Source organism: Psychrobacter sp. SZ93C1 (genome assembly GCF_015864635.1).
Classification (GTDB): domain Bacteria; phylum Pseudomonadota; class Gammaproteobacteria; order Pseudomonadales; family Moraxellaceae; genus Psychrobacter; species Psychrobacter fozii.
In genome coordinates this window covers 643,916-663,119 of the sequence record NZ_JADYWY010000001.1, presented here as the reverse complement: position 1 = coordinate 663,119, position 19,204 = coordinate 643,916, and the positions used below count along the sequence as shown (strand labels likewise).

The 19,204-nt window shown below is 41.5% G+C and carries 17 protein-coding genes; 12 read left to right on the top strand and 5 right to left on the bottom strand.

Annotated features, from left to right (window positions below; translation table 11 throughout):
• Window positions 1-129 precede the first annotated feature (129 nt).
• The 4 genes from I6E83_RS02815 to I6E83_RS02800 all read left to right on the top strand — a co-directional run bounded on the left by I6E83_RS02815 (window position 130) and on the right by I6E83_RS02800 (window position 3,704).
• Window positions 130-1,287, top strand: coding sequence for a hypothetical protein (locus tag I6E83_RS02815; protein ID WP_197099876.1), 1,158 nt, complete (start codon window positions 130-132; stop codon window positions 1,285-1,287).
• A gap of 229 nt (window positions 1,288-1,516) precedes the next feature.
• Window positions 1,517-2,071 carry a hypothetical protein gene (locus I6E83_RS02810; protein WP_227680776.1) on the top strand — a complete coding sequence of 185 codons (555 nt, stop codon included), beginning with the start codon at window positions 1,517-1,519 and terminating at the stop codon, window positions 2,069-2,071.
• A 269-nt stretch (window positions 2,072-2,340) separates the two neighbouring features.
• Window positions 2,341-3,126 carry an SDR family NAD(P)-dependent oxidoreductase gene (locus tag I6E83_RS02805; RefSeq protein WP_197099875.1) on the top strand — a complete coding sequence of 262 codons (786 nt, stop codon included), beginning with the start codon at window positions 2,341-2,343 and terminating at the stop codon, window positions 3,124-3,126.
• Window positions 3,127-3,371: 245 nt separating this feature from the next.
• Window positions 3,372-3,704 (top strand): hypothetical protein, encoded by a 333-nt coding sequence (locus I6E83_RS02800; RefSeq protein WP_197099874.1) that lies wholly within the window; start codon window positions 3,372-3,374, stop codon window positions 3,702-3,704.
• Between the two features lie 127 nt (window positions 3,705-3,831).
• Here the strand turns inward: I6E83_RS02800 and I6E83_RS02795 are convergent, their stop codons facing one another.
• Together I6E83_RS02795 and hemH are read right to left on the bottom strand one after the other, a co-directional pair.
• Entirely contained in the window at window positions 3,832-4,647 is an 816-nt protein-coding gene (locus tag I6E83_RS02795; RefSeq protein WP_197099873.1) for a BPSS1780 family membrane protein, read from the bottom strand.
• 231 nt (window positions 4,648-4,878) lie between these two features.
• Complete coding sequence (gene hemH / locus I6E83_RS02790) at window positions 4,879-5,898, bottom strand: ferrochelatase (RefSeq protein ID WP_197099872.1); 1,020 nt, start codon at window positions 5,896-5,898, stop codon at window positions 4,879-4,881.
• Window positions 5,899-6,333: 435 nt separating this feature from the next.
• On the opposite strand from hemH, the gene metX reads away from it, so the two are divergent.
• The 4 genes from metX (at window position 6,334) to I6E83_RS02770 (ending at window position 9,664) form a co-directional block, all read left to right on the top strand.
• A complete protein-coding gene (gene metX / locus I6E83_RS02785; RefSeq protein ID WP_197099906.1) occupies window positions 6,334-7,686 on the top strand; it encodes a homoserine O-acetyltransferase MetX in 1,353 nt (450 codons plus the stop codon).
• Entirely contained in the window at window positions 7,683-8,300 is a 618-nt protein-coding gene (metW, locus tag I6E83_RS02780) for a methionine biosynthesis protein MetW (RefSeq protein WP_110921706.1), read from the top strand. Before metX ends, metW begins: the two co-directional genes overlap by 4 nt.
• 340 nt (window positions 8,301-8,640) lie before the next feature.
• On the top strand, window positions 8,641-9,222 hold the full coding sequence (locus tag I6E83_RS02775; RefSeq protein ID WP_197099871.1) for a tetratricopeptide repeat protein: 582 nt from the start codon (window positions 8,641-8,643) through the stop codon (window positions 9,220-9,222).
• Between the two features lie 109 nt (window positions 9,223-9,331).
• A complete protein-coding gene (locus I6E83_RS02770; RefSeq protein ID WP_197099870.1) occupies window positions 9,332-9,664 on the top strand; it encodes a hypothetical protein in 333 nt (110 codons plus the stop codon).
• A gap of 90 nt (window positions 9,665-9,754) precedes the next feature.
• Here I6E83_RS02770 and I6E83_RS02765 read toward each other — a convergent pair whose 3' ends face one another.
• Window positions 9,755-10,552, bottom strand: a complete 798-nt coding sequence (locus I6E83_RS02765; RefSeq protein ID WP_197099869.1) for a hypothetical protein — start codon at window positions 10,550-10,552, stop codon at window positions 9,755-9,757.
• Between the two features lie 593 nt (window positions 10,553-11,145).
• Here I6E83_RS02765 and I6E83_RS02760 point away from each other — a divergent pair.
• On the top strand, window positions 11,146-12,144 hold the full coding sequence (locus I6E83_RS02760; RefSeq protein ID WP_197099905.1) for a rhodanese-related sulfurtransferase: 999 nt from the start codon (window positions 11,146-11,148) through the stop codon (window positions 12,142-12,144).
• A gap of 209 nt (window positions 12,145-12,353) precedes the next feature.
• Here the strand turns inward: I6E83_RS02760 and serA are convergent, their stop codons facing one another.
• Window positions 12,354-13,580 carry a phosphoglycerate dehydrogenase gene (serA, locus tag I6E83_RS02755; RefSeq protein ID WP_197099868.1) on the bottom strand — a complete coding sequence of 409 codons (1,227 nt, stop codon included), beginning with the start codon at window positions 13,578-13,580 and terminating at the stop codon, window positions 12,354-12,356.
• A 413-nt stretch (window positions 13,581-13,993) separates the two neighbouring features.
• On the opposite strand from serA, the gene I6E83_RS02750 reads away from it, so the two are divergent.
• Window positions 13,994-15,436, top strand: coding sequence for an FAD-binding oxidoreductase (locus tag I6E83_RS02750; protein ID WP_197099867.1), 1,443 nt, complete (start codon window positions 13,994-13,996; stop codon window positions 15,434-15,436).
• A 113-nt stretch (window positions 15,437-15,549) separates the two neighbouring features.
• On the opposite strand, the gene I6E83_RS02745 is transcribed toward I6E83_RS02750, so the two are convergent.
• Entirely contained in the window at window positions 15,550-16,179 is a 630-nt protein-coding gene (locus tag I6E83_RS02745) for a BLUF domain-containing protein (protein ID WP_110921711.1), read from the bottom strand.
• 651 nt (window positions 16,180-16,830) lie between these two features.
• Here I6E83_RS02745 and I6E83_RS02740 point away from each other — a divergent pair.
• Both I6E83_RS02740 and I6E83_RS02735 read left to right on the top strand, forming a co-directional pair.
• Entirely contained in the window at window positions 16,831-18,468 is a 1,638-nt protein-coding gene (locus I6E83_RS02740) for a carbon-nitrogen hydrolase family protein (protein WP_110921712.1), read from the top strand.
• Between the two features lie 120 nt (window positions 18,469-18,588).
• On the top strand, window positions 18,589-19,140 hold the full coding sequence (locus I6E83_RS02735) for a protein disulfide oxidoreductase (protein ID WP_197099866.1): 552 nt from the start codon (window positions 18,589-18,591) through the stop codon (window positions 19,138-19,140).
• The last annotated feature ends 64 nt before the right edge of the window (window positions 19,141-19,204 follow it).

Below are 19,204 nucleotides of genomic sequence, written 5' to 3'. Positions count from 1 at the left end.
TATAAGTAAAAGTCATCCCTCGCTCATCAGAAGTAAAGCATTCCTAGCCACAACTTCCCTATAATTAACAACCTATGGCATAATACTTTTGTTTACCATTTTCAGAGACCAAAACAATTGAAACCCTTCATGACGAAACCAGCAAACTTTAATACCTGTACCGTTTATATAATTGCCAGTTTAGGTTTATGCACGCCAGTATGGGCAGATGCTACGCCCATTACAGATTCAGAATTGCTAGAATCTGTAAATACAGAAACGGCTTCGTCATCTAATGATAACGATCCCAATCGCGATGAAACTCTTGATCAACTTGGCTATCAACCTACTGAAGAACTTGTCGAGCAACCTATTCAATTGGTACAAGAAGAGCAAGGCTGGACAGATGAACGCCGTGAAGATGTTCAAGACCAATTGCATGAATGGGCACATAAAATGGATGGCTGGTTTGGAGAACCCGATCCCAAAAAGCCTGCCAAAGCCAGCTTACGAGTGGTATTAGACACCCGTTGGACCAACGATCCCAAAACAGGTAGCGATGTTACCGTTGAACCTAGGATTCGTGGCCGCTTGCAGTTACCTGTGTTGGAAAGACGGTTAAGCCTGATTATCGGTGATGAAGAGCTGGATGAAGATACTTTTTTAAAACAAAGCACGACAGACAATACTTATCAAGCAACCTCCAACAACCAAGATAGACTTATTAATACTAAAAAAACGCGAGAAGACAACGCCTCTATTGCACTACGTTGGACGCGTTTTAATGACGAGCTCGAAGATCAGTTGGGGGTGAATACAGATGTCGATATCGGGATTCGTTCACTAGATGATCCTTATCTAAAAGTAAGTATCGACAAAGACTGGTATAAAAGCAAAAAAATAGAAGTGACTAGTGACAGTTTTTATCGCTATGGACTTGATAGTGAGCACTATGTCAAAGGTGGATTAAATCTACAATATGGCGCAGATACCAATCGATTTATCAATAATAACACCACTATTCGCTATCGCAATCAAGATGAAGAAGAGCGCAAAGACTGGGATAACGACCTGAGACAGGTGCATTATTTAGGTAATGAGAAACAGCTAGCCTACGGACTCTCTGCCAGTGGTTATTTTGAAAGTGACAAGTCAACCTTAAACAGTTATGGTCCTGCCATTAGTTATCGCCAACCCATTTGGCGCGAATGGCTATATATGCAGACAGAGCTAAATTACTATAATGACAAAACAGAAGATAAAGACCATTACCCTTCTGCCTTACTACGCATGGAAGCTTTGTTCTAACCCTACTACCAGTCAAGTTTTCTGAACCAGAATCAATAACAACAATTGCTAGTTATATTTAAATTTAAGAGCATCAGGCTACCTAAATTAACAATGTATTATGACCGATTAGTTATATTAATTAACAACATCAGGTCAAATTTGGCGTTATAGTAGCGGCCTATTGAGTTATATATAGCCAAATAATTTTCGTCTAAAGTGAGCCCTTGGGCTCACTTTTTTGTATTTTATGAATCAGGAGATCACCATTATCACTGAAAATAGTATTATCGAAATTGGTGAAGCCATTATCTTAACTTTATGTTTGCTACGCTGCTTACAGTATTCAGTGCAAAGCCGCGTCCTACAGGGTCGCCACTTTTGGCTTGCCTCCGTTTTAGTTTTCTTCAGTGTTATTCGCAGAGAGCTGAGTTATTTGTCTGATTTATTGGTACCAGAAGACTTTGTGCTGCTCGGCCATTCTTACGACTGGTGGGAAGACAGGGTATTACTGGTCATCATTGTGGCGACGCTTATATTGCTAGTTCGTGCGCGCCATTATTTTTGGAGCGTTCTGAAAAATGTCCCAAAATCGTTATATCTAGGTGTTGCTGTCTTAGCAGTACTGCAATATATGGGTGAAAATGCGATTATGTTCCCACATGAGTTTGGCGAGGTCGTCGAAGAGCTGTCAGAGAATATTATCTATATAATTGCGCTGATTTACTTATTACAATTCAAATTATCGACGTTTGACAACCTACCAAGCAATCAGCAAAAATTCACTGTGCTAAATCGACAATAACGGCAGATAATGCCTATTAATTTGTGATGCAATTAAATTCTATTAGAAGTCATCACGATATAGTTATCATCATGTAAGTATTGCCGTATGTTCATCGCAAAGTATCAAATCAGTACTGCTGTAGTGTTTGAGCCATAGTTTGCTATACTGAAATGCAAACACCAAAAACAATGACAATTGTGGCCATCCTGTTAGTGTTGTCGCTCAGTATTGACGTCTGGCATTAACCTTTAATTTACAGCATCTGAATAACTATTGAGTGAATGACTATGAACATATTGATTACAGGCGCATCACGAGGCATTGGTCTGGCAACAGCAAAAAAGCTGGCGGCAAAAGGCCATAATGTTGGGCTATTTGCTACTAACACCACTACGCTTGAACAGGCGATTACCGATAAAGCATTTAAAAAATCGCTGAAACAAAAGCGTGTGATAACGGGTCAGCTTGATGTTACTCAGCCTGACTCATGGGACAATGCTATTACTCAGATGATCGATAATTTTGGCAGTATCGATGCGTTGGTTAATAATGCTGGTGTACTGGTCACTGGCGCATTACCGATGACTGACCTAGATGAGCAACTGGCTCTCATTGACGTCAACTGTAAAGGCGTACTCATTGGCTGTCATAAACTGGCACCTTATTTAGCCGATAATAAAAACGGCAAAATCATTAATGTATCGTCTGCGTCTGCTATTTATGGTCAGCCTGAAGTTGCGAATTATGCTGCCAGTAAGTTCTTTGTACGAGGTCTTACGGAAGGACTTAATATCGAGTATGAAAAGTTGGGCATCAAGGTTATCGATGTCATGCCGCTATGGGTCAAATCTGACATGACAGTGGACATCGAAGTAACCAGTATTGATCGCCTGGGCATCAATCTAGACGTCAATGATGTCGCAAAAACCCTATGCAAACTCACCACAAGTCCTAATCGCAAGCTTAGAAGCACGCATTACTCTGTCGGCCTGCCAGCTAAGTTATTTCAGACACTAGCACAAGTGGCCCCTGACTCATTGATACGTTGGGTAAATACTAAAGTGGGTGCATAGTAGCTCATCAAGCTAGCAACACTACGCTCATTAAAGTATAAAAAATGGCTACCGAATTTCGGTGGCCATTTTGCTTACTAGGGCGTGTCCTCATTTTATAAATTGCGCCTTATTTTATAAATTGTGCCTTACATTTTTTGAACATCCTGTGACACCTTAATACTATCAGTGATACGCATAACGCGTCACACTGAACATGATAAATAAGACAAATCACAATGATCAATAATAATAAGGAAAGCATTATGGATAACATTAAAAGCCCATTACCAGAAGAAATGGATCACATAGAAGGCGATACCAGTATCAATGATAACAGCCAAGAAATTGATTTAGACAATCCTATGTTGCATACCACCGACAACGATGATGCGATTGATAACAGTGTAGGGTTTAATAACTCCGAAGCAGGCAGTGGTGCGACCCAAGGACTGACACCTGTGCATCGTCAAAATATCGATGAGTCGCGTGTCGATGAGATCTTAGTCCAAGACAATCTTGATGATAGCGATTATCCAGATGCGATGGATATCGCTGATAGAGAAGCGGCTGAACGTAGCAACGATGATGATTTTTAGCAATTAATACGACTGTTGATACAACACTTTGGTCAAAAAAAAGCACGCTTAATTATATTAAGCGTGCTTTTTTATCGATCATAAAATAGATTAGATTTTGCTAAAAACCACCTTTACTAAACATGACTTACGCCGCTGATAACGGCTGATCGGTCCACACATCGCGATAACTGGTGTAATAAGTAATCATACCTATTGGCAGTAGCACTAAAAGACCCAGTCCCAATGTAAAGATGACGGCTAATATCATAATTATGGGAGCAACTATCCAAAAAACCAAAAACGGTAGAATGTTTTTTAAACAGCCTTTAAAGCTCATTTTCATCGCTCGAACAGGTTCAATGTCGTGAAGTACAATTAAAGCAGGTGCAAACCAAATGGCCATTAATACAGGGAATAACAGTAAAAAAACCAATAAAGTCCCTATTACTATGCCTACAATCGCAACATTACTTGACTCTTGAGCTAAGGATGCAAACATACTGCCGAATACGATCAGCATCGGTATCATCATGACAATCATAGCCACTAGATACAATACAAATAAAATAATTAATGGCATAAGATGCGTATTGAAGGCTGAGAAGAGATGATCAAATTTCAACTCTCTGCCCGTAGCTTGGTCGGCACAGCCCTTTATGATGCCGCCAACAAATACAAAAGATATGAAAGGGAAAATAAAGTTTACCACGGGGACACTACTGCCAATAACAGCGATGATTAGGTAAGCGACACCAATCGCTAACCACAATAAGAATTGATCTTTAAATATTGCAAATGCCTTGGTAATCCAGTTTACACCCCATCCTGCTTGGCAAACTCGCGGTTCTGCTAATAACTGTGGCAACAAATTACCATATTCATCCATTGGCGGTAAATTCGGTGGTTGGCCGTTAGGCTTTTGCAATGATATAGGATTCAGTGAATCGTTCAAGCTAGACATGCTTATCCTCAAAAATAAAGTGGTACAAATATAAAATCAAGCAAATATGTAAAAATAACAAATAACAAAAATCTGCCTGGCACATTGTTACATACCAGCAACAAAAAATCTCAACTTTATTCTATTGATATGATACATACAAAAAAAATACCGAACATTATGTCCGGTATTTTTTATCATTTATTCATTATAGCCATTACATCAATGACATCTAGCAGTCAAACTCAGTGATTAGGCCCAACCATCCAACGTGCCCGCCCAACCTTTGACCAATGGTGCACTAAGCGCTTCAAGTAAATCAATATGCGCATCATCAAGATTCAATGCTGGAATATAGTGATATTCTTGCCCGCCCGCCTCAAGGAAGTTTTCACGATTCTCAATCGCCAGCTCTTCTAGTGTCTCTAAGCAATCCGCTGAAAATGCCGGACTAATTACTTGTACCGAGCGCACGCCAGACTTGCCCCACTCTTCTAGTACCACATCGGTATACGGCTTGACCCACTCTTGCTTACCAAAACGCGACTGGAAACTAATAATCCATTCATCTTCTGTTAGACCAAGCGCATGAGCAACCTGTGCTGCGGTACATTTACAACGCTTGGGATACGGATCACCTTTATCAGCATAGGGCTGCGGAATACCATGAAAGCTAAACATTAGCTTTTCAGGCTTGCCATGTACGGCTTGAAAGCGACGAATCGAATCTGCCAATGCTTGGATATAAAGTGGATGCGCGAAGTAATCTTTGACAATCGTATAGTTCGGCAAATTACGTTGCTTCAGTGTCCATTTCGTCAATGCATCATAGACCGCACCACCTGAAGAAGCTGAATACTGTGGAAACAATGGCAAAATAACAAAATGATCAACCCCTTCACCACGTAGCGCGTCCATGACATCAGGCAAACCAGGATTGCCATAGCTCATCGCAGGATGCACAGACACGCGAAACGGCGCAGCAGTATCTGCTAGCCGTGGCTCTAACATTTCAACTTGGCTTTTTAAAATCTTACGAATCGGCGAGTCGCCCTCCCAGATACTGGCGTATGCTTTTGCCACACGTTTAGGACGGCTGGGTAATACAAACAAGTTGAGAATAATCGCCCATAAAAATTTAGGAATCTCAATCACACGCGGGTCTGACAAAAACTGTTTTAGGTAACGACGTACAGCAGGTGCTGTTGGCTCATCTGGTGTACCTAGGTTCACTAATAGGACGGCAATACGTGGTGGCAGTTTAGGTTTCATAGCAGCACTATTTTATTAGGTTAATTAAAAAGAGTTCAGGTGAAAGATTATTAAGTCATTATTAAATAAATGCCTTATTAGTGTAGCATTTTATCCATTAATAACGCAGGGTAAAAGCGCACTTATACAATTTGATACTCAGTTGCTATTTGTTTATTATCTATCTATTACGCATCTGCTATAACAACCAAGCACGAAAGACCTAGATCGAAGGTTGTACTCATATGCGCATCGCCATACAATAGGCAGGCGCATTATAAACACAGTGTAGGTAAGACGGTATCGGCACAATAGTCTGTCGATGTGTTGCCATTTTTATTTTATTGATGATTGTTGTCTTGCGAGGTAGCTTTGAACGCACGCCCTGATAATACCAGTGACCAGTTCCCCACAGATACATCCGATTCAATTGACTCAACCAGTGCAGCTGGCACGGTGGGCTCAGTCGGAATCGTCACGCCCCAGATTTTTCATTTCGCTGAGCCATTGACCTTAGAGTGCAATCGCACCTTGCCCTCATTCGATTTAATCATCGAGACTTACGGCACGCTCAATAGCGATAAATCAAACGCCATACTTATCTGCCATGCCTTATCTGGTAGCCATCATGCGGCAGGACTCCATAGTGCCGATGATAAGAAGGCAGGATGGTGGGACAATATGATTGGCCCTAATAAAGCCATCGATACCAATCGATTTTATGTGGTCTGCGTGAATAACATTGGCAGTTGTTTTGGCTCGACAGGCCCGACCTCTATTAATCCAGAAAGTGTAAGCCCAGACGACGAAAGCAATAGCACTGAACCGCCAGTTTATGGCCCTGACTTTCCACTCGTTACGATTAAAGACTGGGTAAAAACGCAAGCCATGCTGTCAGATCATCTCGGCATTAACGTGTGGCATGCCATTGTTGGCGGATCCATGGGCGGCATGCAAGCACTGCAATGGTCAGTCGACTATCCAGAGCGGCTAAAACGCTGTGTGGTGATTGCTAGTACACCGAAACTCTCGGCACAGAATATCGCTTTTAATGAAGTGGCGCGTCAGTCTATATTGTCTGACCCTGACTTCAAAGATGGTCGCTACTTACAAGCAGGCACCTACCCTCGTCGCGGGCTGATATTGGCGCGTATGGTTGGCCATATTACTTATTTGACCGATGATGCAATGAAGGCAAAATTTGGTCGTGATCTAAAATCTGGTAAGTTCATGTATGGCTACGATGTCGAGTTCCAAGTCGAAAGCTATCTACGCTATCAAGGCGAACGTTTTAGCGAAAATTTCGATGCCAACACTTATTTGCTCATGACTAAAGCCTTAGATTATTTCGACCCAACACGTGACTATCCATCTGCCGTAACAAAAGACCCTACAGAATCAGCAGCACAACTTGAAGACTCAATCGCGGCTTCAGTTGAATCTAGTAAGAACAGTACGCAAGTTGAGCTAGAAGATGCAGTAGCGGCGATTGAAGATATTGAATCTGATCGTCAGCAAGAGCTGTCTGCACTCAAAGCGGCCTTTGCTCATACTCAATGCCAGTACCTAGTGATCTCATTTACCACTGATTGGCGCTTTGCACCGGAGCGCTCACAAGAGATTGTCGATGCACTGATGGCGACTGGCAAACCCGTCAACTATATCAATGTTGATGCGCCGCATGGCCATGATTCTTTCTTATTTGATATTCCACGTTATATGGGTGCGGTCAGAGGATTTTTAACGGCGCCATTTATCACGGATAGTCAGTCAAAAAACAGCCATCAAAAAGCAGGAGCACGCTCATGAGAATGGATCATCAATTGGCTGAGCGTTGGATTGCCCCGCATTCGCATGTGCTAGATTTAGGCTGTGGTAATGGCGAACTACTCGCTCATTTACAACAAAATCGCGGCGTGACTGGCTATGGCCTTGAGATTGACGAAGAAAAAATCAACGATGGTATCGCGAAAGGCTTATCTATTATCGAGCAAGACCTCAATGATGGTCTAGCGCGCTTCGCTGATAACAGTTTTGACACCGTCGTCATGGCACGAGCGCTGCAAGCAGTGAAATCGCCTGATGTGCTATTGCTTGATATGCTACGTGTGGCCCGTGAAGCCGTCATCACCTTCCCTAATTTTGCCCACTGGCAAAACCGCCTACATCTAGGGCTGAAAGGAATGATGCCTGTATCAGAAGCGCTACCTTACGAATGGTATAACACCCCAAACATTCATCTGTGTACGTTTAAAGATTTTGAGCAGCTCTGTGCCAAGCATGACATTCATATCGTCAATCGCTTTGCCGTCAGTGATTCTGAAAAAGGCCATACGCCACTGATGAAAGCATTGATTCGACAAGCTCCCAACCTGTTAGCAGACGTCGCTATTTACAGAGTGACTAAACGTACATCAGATTAATATTATCAATGCAGATGCTTGCCTCTTAGTCTCAAAATATTGATATCTGAGTAACTGTATGATTTTGTTACAAACAATATTGGGGAAATTACCGTTAACTTAGGTAATTAGTATTTGAGTTTCGTAAACTTGGGTGTTAAGCTAGCAAAATAATGTTGGCCACGCCCTAATTCCGACCGTTTATCGTGTCAATTAAGGTTAACCAACCCTCAAACATTAAATATATTGCTAATAATTAGGTCAGTTAGTCTCGCTGGACGTCCCCTAATTGTTATCGCCGTCTAAACCTCTTTAGCGGTGCAACTCTTTTGCTTATTAACTGCCTAATTTTGGAGCTGCTATGAAATTATTAAAAGCTGCGTTGTTTACTGCATTGTTCTCTTCTGCAGGTCTTGCCAACGCTGAGTTAATATCAAACGTACCACTTGATACGTCACGTTTTGAGCTAATGCCAATCAGTGAGTTATCTAGTCGTGCTGCACAAGGCAATGATCACGCTCAGTTCTATTTAGCCAAGCGCTTACAGAAAGGTGAAGGTGTTGCACAAAACACCCAACAAGCCATTCAGTGGTATACCAAAGCAGCTCAACAAGGCGTTGCTCCTGCTCAGTTGAATTTGGCTATCATGTATTTGCGTGGCGAAGGTGTACAGCCTAACCTACAACAAGCCCGTGGCTGGTTAGAAAAAGCCGCTATGCGTGGTGATAACCGTGCCAGCTATACGCTTGCTTTGTTAGATGAAAAGCAAAAGAATTTGGTCGATGCTTATAAATGGTATGACTTGGCTGCCCGTGATGGCATGCTAGATGAAAAAGTACGCAACAAAGCTCGTGGTAAAATTGGTCAGTTGGCGTTGAACCTATCAAGCTCAGACATCGCTAGCGCTCGTAGCAAAGCGGATACGTGGTTCCAGAGTAAATAAATTTTAAAGCAGATATTGAACAATAAAAAATCCAGCCTTTGAGCTGGATTTTTTGTACTTAAGGTATTACACCCTTTAATATTATTTCTCAACAGCACTGAACCATATTATGAAAAAAGTAATTTTTTGGATTTTCATCATGACTTGTATCACAATACAGTCATTTTTTATCTATTTCATCGCACAACCGCAATTCATTGAACGTTTTATCTCACTTTGGATAAGCTTTGATGTCGAACAAACAGCCTATACTAAGTTTGTTTTTAGTACCATTGAATGGTGGTCGATAGTTCCTGTTGTGTGTTTAATACTTGCGGTCATTACACTACAACGCCCATCAAAGCTTTTGTCAGCTTTAACACTCATTATTAGTCTCACCGGTGTGCTGGCTTTGGTTTTATCGATATATTCTACCGCCATGCTCATACCGATCGGAAGGTAGATTAGGACAAGACTTATTATTCTACATTCCACAATAATGAGGAACGATAACGTCTATTTGATAGCCACCTTTAAATCTTGGATTTTACGCCTACATTTTGCATAACTGTCGTGCACCTTCCTCATCTATAATTGAATGCTTATTTGCAATATATAACCAACTATAATGCGTGTGACAATTCAAACACAGGAATATATTAGCCAGTGTAGTATCGCTCGACACATAACGATTTGTGACCCTGCAATACTCACTATCTGGAACTCCCTCTGGACGAGAAATACCGTATTTAGAGTAAAGGTTTTTCTGCCAATCAACCATCTGCTGCAACTTTACAACCATTTGCGATTTACAGTGAGGACAGTTTTTTAGAACTGGCATTTCTACTTTATTGAAGCGACACTTGCTATGCTTGAGTACACCATCATCATTTACATAGTCAGTATTAATTTCAGAAAACTTGTTAATGTTAGATAAGGTATCAACACCAGCCTCAAAATTCACTTTATTATGCTTCAATCCGTATAACACACTATTATAGTGAGATTTATACCTCTCAAATATTATGGAACCTACCAAAAATATCGCGATCAGATATAAGTCCATGATATCTGTCCAACTATATATTTTTGCCATAATTAAAAGAATTGCGTATAGCGACAGCCATGCGAAATAGGGCCAGTGATGTAACAATGATTTAGATTTTTTATTTTCAACGATACTTACTTTGTTGATTTGAGCTACATCAACTGGTTTTTCCGTCAAAAGACTGTGATTACAATGTGGACAAAATAGTATTCCTTTTTCGATTAAAGGGACAGCAAACGACTCATGACAACTTTCATGAGGACAAGTGAGGTTTAAAACTTTATTAGGTTTTGTTTTTGGCATGCAATCTCTTATTTTCTACTCGTCACAAATTTTGCAAGATTTATAGCTCTATAAGGAACTATGGATCTTGTTAATATATTTTCGATGGTGATGGCTAAAATAAATATAATTAGTTGCCTTTATTATGAAATAAACAGAACAGATAATGAGAAATGTCTACTATAGCAAGCTCTACTCATAGGATAAATGCCTAAAAGCTATTACAGCTTAGAGCAGATCACTTAATGAGTTATGTATACGCTTAACGATGCCATTCCTTAAAAATATTCAAAACTTCCCTAAAATTTGCTACACTACGCGCGCATTATTTAATTCCACAATTAGACTAGTGTTATCGCCCATTTTAACTGACAAAGTCTATTTCAAATGAATGCGATATAAGGAATCCGAGCGCAGATTGTACCCAAAGTACATCAAGCGAGGATGATACAATAGCGTATTTATTTGAACCAAACTGTTAACCCAACGCACTAGGTTTACGACCTAGCCAGCAGGAGAAAAACATGAGTACCACTCAAAGTAGCAATACCCAAGATAACACCACTCACAGCCCTACTACAACTGACAACAGATCAGCGCCCGCTTACGATAGCGTGACCAATAATATTGTCGTTGCGGCACTCTATAAATTCACACGCTTTAGTGATTTTGAGCAATACCGTGAGCCAATCTTAAATACCATGCTCGATAACGACGTCAAGGGTACTTTGTTAATTGCAAGCGAAGGCATTAACGGTACGATTTCTGGTACGCGCCAAGGTATTGATACTGTCCTTGAATATCTGCGTAGTATCGAAGCGATTGGCACGTTTACCTTTAAAGAGTCATATACCAATGAGCAGCCATTCTATCGCACCAAAGTGAAGCTCAAAAAAGAAATCGTTACCATGGGTGTTGAAAATATCGATCCTTTGCAATCAGTCGGCCGCTATGTAAAACCAAGCGATTGGAATGCACTAATCTCTGATCCTGATGTCATTCTGATCGATACTCGTAACGATTACGAAGTACAAATCGGTACCTTTAAAAATGCTGTCAATCCAAATACTGAGACCTTCCGCGAGTTCCCAGAATACGTGGCAAAAAAGATGGATCCAGCTAAGCATAAAAAAGTCGCGATGTTCTGTACTGGTGGTATCCGCTGTGAGAAATCTACTGCCTATATGCGTGAGCAAGGGTTTGAAGAGGTTTATCACTTAGAAGGCGGCATCCTAAAATATCTAGAAGAAGTGCCGGCTAGCGACTCTATGTGGGAAGGCGACTGCTTTGTCTTTGACAACCGTGTATCGGTCAATCACAACTTAGAAAAAGGCAGTTACGAGCAATGTTTCGCATGCCGCATGCCCATTACTCAAGAAGAGATGCAAAGTAGCGCCTATATTAAAGGCGAGTCATGCCCACACTGTATCGATAAAGCAACTGAAGAGCAAAAGGCGCGTTTTCGTGAGCGTGAGCACCAAATGCAATTGGCCAAAAAACGTGGTGAAGCGCATATCGGCAGCGACGTGATAGATGTGATAGAGAAACGCAAAGCCGCTAAGGTTGAAGCACAACGTTTAGCTGATGCAGCAAATCAAGCCAAAAAAAAATAAACAGTCTTACTTCAGGCTAAACAAAAAAGAGAGGCTCTATTAATTAGAGCCTCTCTTTTTTTATGACAAATTATCAGTGCTTATCGAAACAATCAACGCTGACGTAGTTGATCCAATTTAAAAGTGGTACAAGGCAACCGAGTGCAGATGTACATGCAATACTTCAAGCGAGGTTAACGCTGTGACTCTTTTAAATTGGGTTGACTATACTAGAATAAGATACGTACGCGAATCGTTTCTTCTACGTCTTTTAGCTGATCTAAAGCGGCACTTGAATCGTTATAATCCACATCCATCACCAGATAACCAACATCACCTTCAGTCATTAAGCTTTGCGCTAGAATGTTGATATGCGCTTCAGCGAACAGACGGTTGATTTGTGATAATACGCCCGGTACGTTTTTGTGAATGTGCAGCAGACGATGCGAATTTTCTTTGAACGGAACAGATACTTCTGGGAAGTTCACAGCCGTCGCCGTATCACCTTGATCAGAATATCGAACAAACTTATCCGCTACTTCTAACCCAATATTAGCCTGTGCTTCTTGCGTTGAGCCACCGATGTGCGGCGTCAAGATAACATTGTCAAACTTACGCAGTGGTGATTCGAACTCTTCGTCAGCAGATTTTGGCTCTTTCGGGAACACGTCAATCGCCGCGCCCAATACTTTACCAGACTCTAGCACAGCAGCGAGGTCATCAATCTCTACGCAAGTACCGCGTGCGGCATTGATGAAGTAGCTGCCTTCTTTCATTTGTGCGAACTGCTCAGCTTTCATCATATAGCGGGTGCTTGGTACATCAGGTACATGCAATGTCACGATGTCGGCAGTTGATAATAACTCTTCTAAGTTACTTACTTGCACGGCATTACCTAGTGGCAATTTGGTCACGGCATCATGATAAATGACTTTCATACCGAAGCTTTCTGCCAATACTGACAGTTGTGAGCCGATAGAGCCGTAACCAACGATACCGATGGTTTTACCACGTACTTCATGTGAGTTCGTCGCAGACTTACCCCAGCCGCCACGATGTACGGTGGCGTTCTTTTCAGGGATACCACGATACAGCATAATAGCTTCAGCCAATACCAGTTCAGCCACCGAGCGGGTGTTTGAGTATGGCGCGTTAAAGACAGGGATACCTAGGTCGCGAGCTGCTTCCAAATCTACTTGGTTGGTGCCGATACAGAAGCAGCCAATACCGATCAGCTTGTGTGCATGCTCAAGTACTTCACGTGTCAGTTGAGTACGCGAACGGATACCAATGAAGTGGGCATCTTTAATTTTTTCAATGAGCTCATCTTGATCTAAAGCTTGGCTGATATTTTCGATGTTATTATAGCCAGCACCTTCCAATACTTTTAGAGCATTGGCATGTAGACCTTCAAGCAATAAAAACCGGATTTTGTCTTTTTGTAGTGATAACGCCATGTGGGAACTGTCCTATAATTGTCTTATAAAATTATCTGCGCGATAATCTATGATGGATGAAACGAAAACAGTCTAGATATCTTACACAAAATTCGACACCGATGTTAGCAGATTAGATGAATTATTGATTATCTATCCTGAATTTTTTTTATGCTATAGTAAATTATATCCTTCAGTGTTTATTAAATAGTTTCTTTACTATATGTACTATTTACGCTTTTGCATGCACATGCCATCATATCGCTCTATAATTACCACAATCACCAACGCTTATTTAGCTGAACACACTTACCTAAAAGTGCAGATATCACAACAATGCGTAAGTCACTACAATTAGAATAAGTATGTTTCTATCAATTTAGCGATATAATAACCCCTTTATACATAGCGCTTGTTTATACCGAGATTTGACCATGACTTCTTTATCTAGCCAAAGCACATCTGAAACCCATACCGCAGCTGTCCAAACTATCTTAAGCACTCTGATTGAGACTCATCAGTTTGACACTAGCCAAATCAAAACCGATGCTGAGAGTTTAGAGCATTGGGGCAAAGACTGGACCAAGCATTTTGCACCTGCCGCTGCCGCCATCGTCTTTCCAAAGACCACCGAGCAAGTGCAATCTATCGTCCTACTTGCCAATGAGCACAATGTCGTCCTAACGCCAAGTGGTGGTCGTACTGGTCTATCAGCTGGCGCAGTCGCCGCTAATGGTGAGATTGTCGTCAGTATGGATAAGATGAACCGTATCGGGCAGTTCTATCAGGCCGATCGAATAGTTGAAGTCGAAGCTGGTGTCATTACGCAGCAGTTGCAAGCATTCGCAGAGTCTAAAGACTTGTACTACCCTGTCGACTTTGCCTCAGCAGGCTCAAGTCAAATCGGTGGCAATATCGGCACGAATGCAGGCGGTATTAAAGTCATTCGCTATGGTATGACCCGTCAATGGATTATGGGGCTGACTGTCGTCACTGGTAAAGGTGATATCTTGCACCTCAACCGCGGTATGGTGAAAAATGCCACGGGTTATGATCTGCGCCAATTGTTCATCGGTAGCGAAGGCACGCTAGGTTTAGTCACCCACGCGCAAATCAAGCTGGAGCGTCAGCCGCAAGACTTAAACGTCATGGTGCTGGGCATGGATAGCTTTAACGATGTCATGAATGTACTGGCAGCATTTCAAGCGAAGATTGATTTGACCGCGTTTGAGTTCTTTGATGATGTCGCGATTGACAAGCTAATGGCACACGGTCAAGTACAAGAGCCATTTGAATCACGTACCAAGTTTTATACGCTACTAGAGTTCGAAGCGCCTTATGAGCCAATTATGGACAAGGCCATGGCAATATTTGAGCATTGTATGGAGCAAGGTTGGGTCGTTGATGGTGTCATGAGTCAGAGCTTGGCACAGGCTGAAGAGCTGTGGAAATTGCGTGAGTATATCTCTGAGACTATTTCAGTATTTACCCCTTATAAAAACGACGTGTCTGTCTTAATTAGTCATGTGCCAGAGTTTATCACTGAGATTGATCATATCGTCAGTAGCAACTACCCTGACTTTGAAGTGTGTTGGTTCGGTCATATCGGTGATGGTAATTTGCATCTCAACATCTTAAAGCCTGAAAACATGAGCAAAGATGATTTCTTTGCCGAGTGTCAGGTTGTCAATAAATATGTGTTCGAAACAGTACAAAAATATGGCGGTTCGGTTTCTGCTGAGCATGGTGTGGGCATGACGAAGAAACCGTATCTGAGTTATAGCCGCAGCGAGACGGAGATTGATTATTTACGAGAGGTCAAAAAAGTCTTTGACCCAAACAATATCATGAACCGTGGTAAGATTTTTGATATGTAATGAGCTGCTTACCCTCCTGCCTGAGTGAGTGCTGAACGTTTAACTTACACTCAATAAAAAAGACGCTAATCCATGAAGGTTAGCGTCTTTTTTTGGCTTATAAAAGCGATAATTTATAGATATAGTAGTATCAGTGCCACCACGAGCAATACGCTTAAAAACCCTTGAATAATCAAAAAGGCTTGATGCGGCGCGGCGATATGGCGAAACATATTACCCAGTGCATTATAGGTAATACCTGCGGCTTTCACATGCGGCGGACTGTCGAAGGTTTTTATGATATGCAGAAATTGCTCAGTACGATCAGGAGACCAACCATGCGGTGCGAATGGCAAATACGGTGACAATTGCGTGGCTTGATTTTTGGTCGCTGGTGACCATAACCAACGTTCCAAAAACAGCAAACGCATACGCCAGTCAGCAAAACTACGATGTTCTATGGTCTGCAAGAGCAGCACCTCAACATCTTTATGGCGACTATCTGCAAAAATACGTTGCTTTAGTGCATATACGTGAGCCTTCTCACCTTCGATGCATTGCAAAAAGTGGCCACTACCATAACATAGCGTACCTGTGATGCCATGCTGCTGATTATAGTCACGTGCATGGCTTTCTACTTCGTCAAATATAGAGGCGCTTAAGCGTGAGGCAATCGTCAGGCTACTGACATAAACCAATTGGACCAGAGTTGAGTCTTCTATCTCGTCCCACGTACTGATTCTATCGGTGTGACTTAAGGGCATAATAAAACAATCCTAAAAAACCGTTTAAATACGGCTAAACAAAACAAGCAAAGGGAAACGATGCCCGAATAAAAAAGATACTGACTCACAAAAACGTAGCAAATAGTTACCACGTTAGACTGTCATTGCTTGTGTAGCTTGCTATGATAACGAGCGACATAAAGCGACTAAGCTACCAAGTAAGAAATGCTATATAAAAATGCTATCGAATCAATATGATGTTTTCTTCATACGCATTACCTGAAAATAGTCATAAACGATAGTGAAGATAGTCACATACAAATTTTGCGACTTCCTATCGTCATTTTCAAACAATCATTTTTAAGCGATATTAACTTTAAAAACCACTTTGGCGACGCTGAATTTAACAGGCAAAACAAGATAAAATACACTCATAACTTATTGTAAATACAATGATAAATTATTGTAACGGTAATGTTTTGCGATTGGAATGTTTTTATCACTTTTTTATATAAAAACTTGCCAACGTGACTGCTAAACTCGATTAAGATAATCCATATACAAGGAAGGCGAGTTAAAATACTACAAGTAGTAAACTCGGCCAGACTGACCACCTATCAGGTCAATACAGAATTTACGCTGCCCTATTAGCTATGACTAATACCCATAAATATTCAAAACAGGAACATTATGAGCAAGATAGAAAAACTAGATGACCTTCACCTAACGATTGCTGAGATCAAGAAAAAAGATTACCCTCAATTAAAAGAATTGATGGACCGTGTTTATGTCAACTTAGGCGGCGCATGGTCAAAAACCACTATCCATACTTTGATTGATGCCTTTCCTGAAGGGCAGATTGCAATGTTTGATCATGATCAGCTGATCGGTATCGTTCTCTCTATGCGCGTGGACTATGCCAAGTTCTCTAACCCACATACTTATGACGATTTGATTGGTCAAAAAGAGATTATTAGAGACAACCCAGAAGGTGATGCAATCTATGGTCTAGATGCCTTGATTGATCCAGAATATCGTGGCTATCGCTTAGGACGTAGATTATATGATGCGCGCAAAGAGCTGTGTCGTCAGCTGAACTTCCGTGCGATTTTAGCCGGTGGTCGTATTCCTAACTATCATAATCATCAAGACCTCACCCCTGGCGACTATATCGATGCGGTTGCTGCTCGTGAAATCCATGACTCTGCGCTATCATTCCAATTGTCAAACGGCTTTATTGTCAAACGTATCTTGACTGCTTATCTGCCAGATGATGCTCAGTCTAAAGGTTTTGCCACCCTGCTTGAGTGGGCCAATATTTATTATGAGCCAAAGGACTACAAGCCAAACACCCGTAAGTCTGAAGTACGTATCGGTGGTATCCAGTGGCAGATGCGCGAAGTAGAGTCACCAGAAGAGCTACTACAACAAGTCGAGTTCTTCGTCGATATCATGGCTGATTACAACTCAGATTTTGCCTGCTTGCCAGAGTTTTTCAATGCGCCATTGATGGGTCTATGCGAGTCAACGGATCAAAACATTGCCATTCGATTTTTGGCAGAATATACCGAGTGGTTCAAAAATGAGATATCGCATCTAGCGGTCAGCTACAACGTAAACGTCATCTGTGGCTCTATGCCGTTACTAGATGAAGATGACACCTTATATAATGTCAGCTACCTGTGCCGCCGTGATGGTACGGTTGAAGAACAGCGTAAAATCCATATTACCCCACATGAGCGCAGCGCTTGGGTCATCGAGGGCGGTGATGAAGTTAAGGTGTTCGATACTGATGCTGGGCGCATTGGCATCTTGGTTTGTTATGATGTTGAATTCCCCGAACTTGCTCGTCTCTTAGCACTTGATGACATGGATATCTTGTTTGTGCCTTTTTGGACAGATACGAAAAACGGCTACTTACGTGTGCGTCATTGTGCCCAAGCACGCGCTATAGAAAACGAATGCTATGTGATGATTTGTGGTTCAGTTGGTAACTTACCGCAGGTAGAAAGTCTAGATATTCAGTATGCTCAATCATCTATTTTTTCACCATCAGATTTTGCATTCCCGCACGATGCGATCATGGCAGAAACCACAGCCAATACCGAAATGGTGTTTTTCTCTGATTTGAACCTAGACAAACTAACCCATGTGCGTAACGAAGGCTCGGTTCATAACCTGATTGACCGCCGTGATGACTTATTCAGTCTAAAATGGAAAAAGAAAGCCAAAATTCCAGCCAGCAAACTGACTGATGAAGAACGCCGTGAAAACTCAGGCAGCGTACTTATAGGCAACCCATTACAGGACCGCGCGCAAAAGCCTTAATCAAGTGGGTAGATAATCCATCTATTAACAATCATATAATCAAATTTGTGAATAATACGGCTGATATTTCAGCCGTTTATTTTATCTACTAAAAACATGTAGGATAGCCAAGTAGCCATTATGACGACTGATATTGATAATAAAGAGCACCCTCCTACAAAAACAACCAGACAAAAAGTAATGTCTGCATTTAAGACGGTGCTGTTATACGGTCTGATGTTTATTGTGATTTACACAGCGGTTAACTGGTGGCGACAACCTGTCATGCCAGCTAATCCACAGTTGCAATTGATGGACTATCAAGGGCAAGCGGTTGATTTAGCCGCGCTGAGTAATGAGCAGCCGACACTGGTATACTTTTGGGGTACGTGGTGTTCAGTCTGTAGCTTCACCTCTCCAACGATAAACAAGCTGGCCGCCGCAAATAACTATCCTGTCGTTACTATCGCTGTTCAATCAGGTTCTAACCAAGAGTTGCAAAGTTACCTGACTGAAAAAGACTTTAACTTTACAACGGTAAATGATCAAGAAGGTTATATCTTTGATGATTGGCAAGGACAAGTCACACCCTCCTATGTCATTCTAAAAGATGGTGAGATGACGCAAGGACTAACGGGGATTCAGCCGCTTTGGTCATTAAAGTTACGGCTGTGGTTATCATCTATTTTTTAGTGTTTAATTAATAAGTAAACAGTTCATGTAATCGTAACAAATAGATAATCAATATTCTAATACG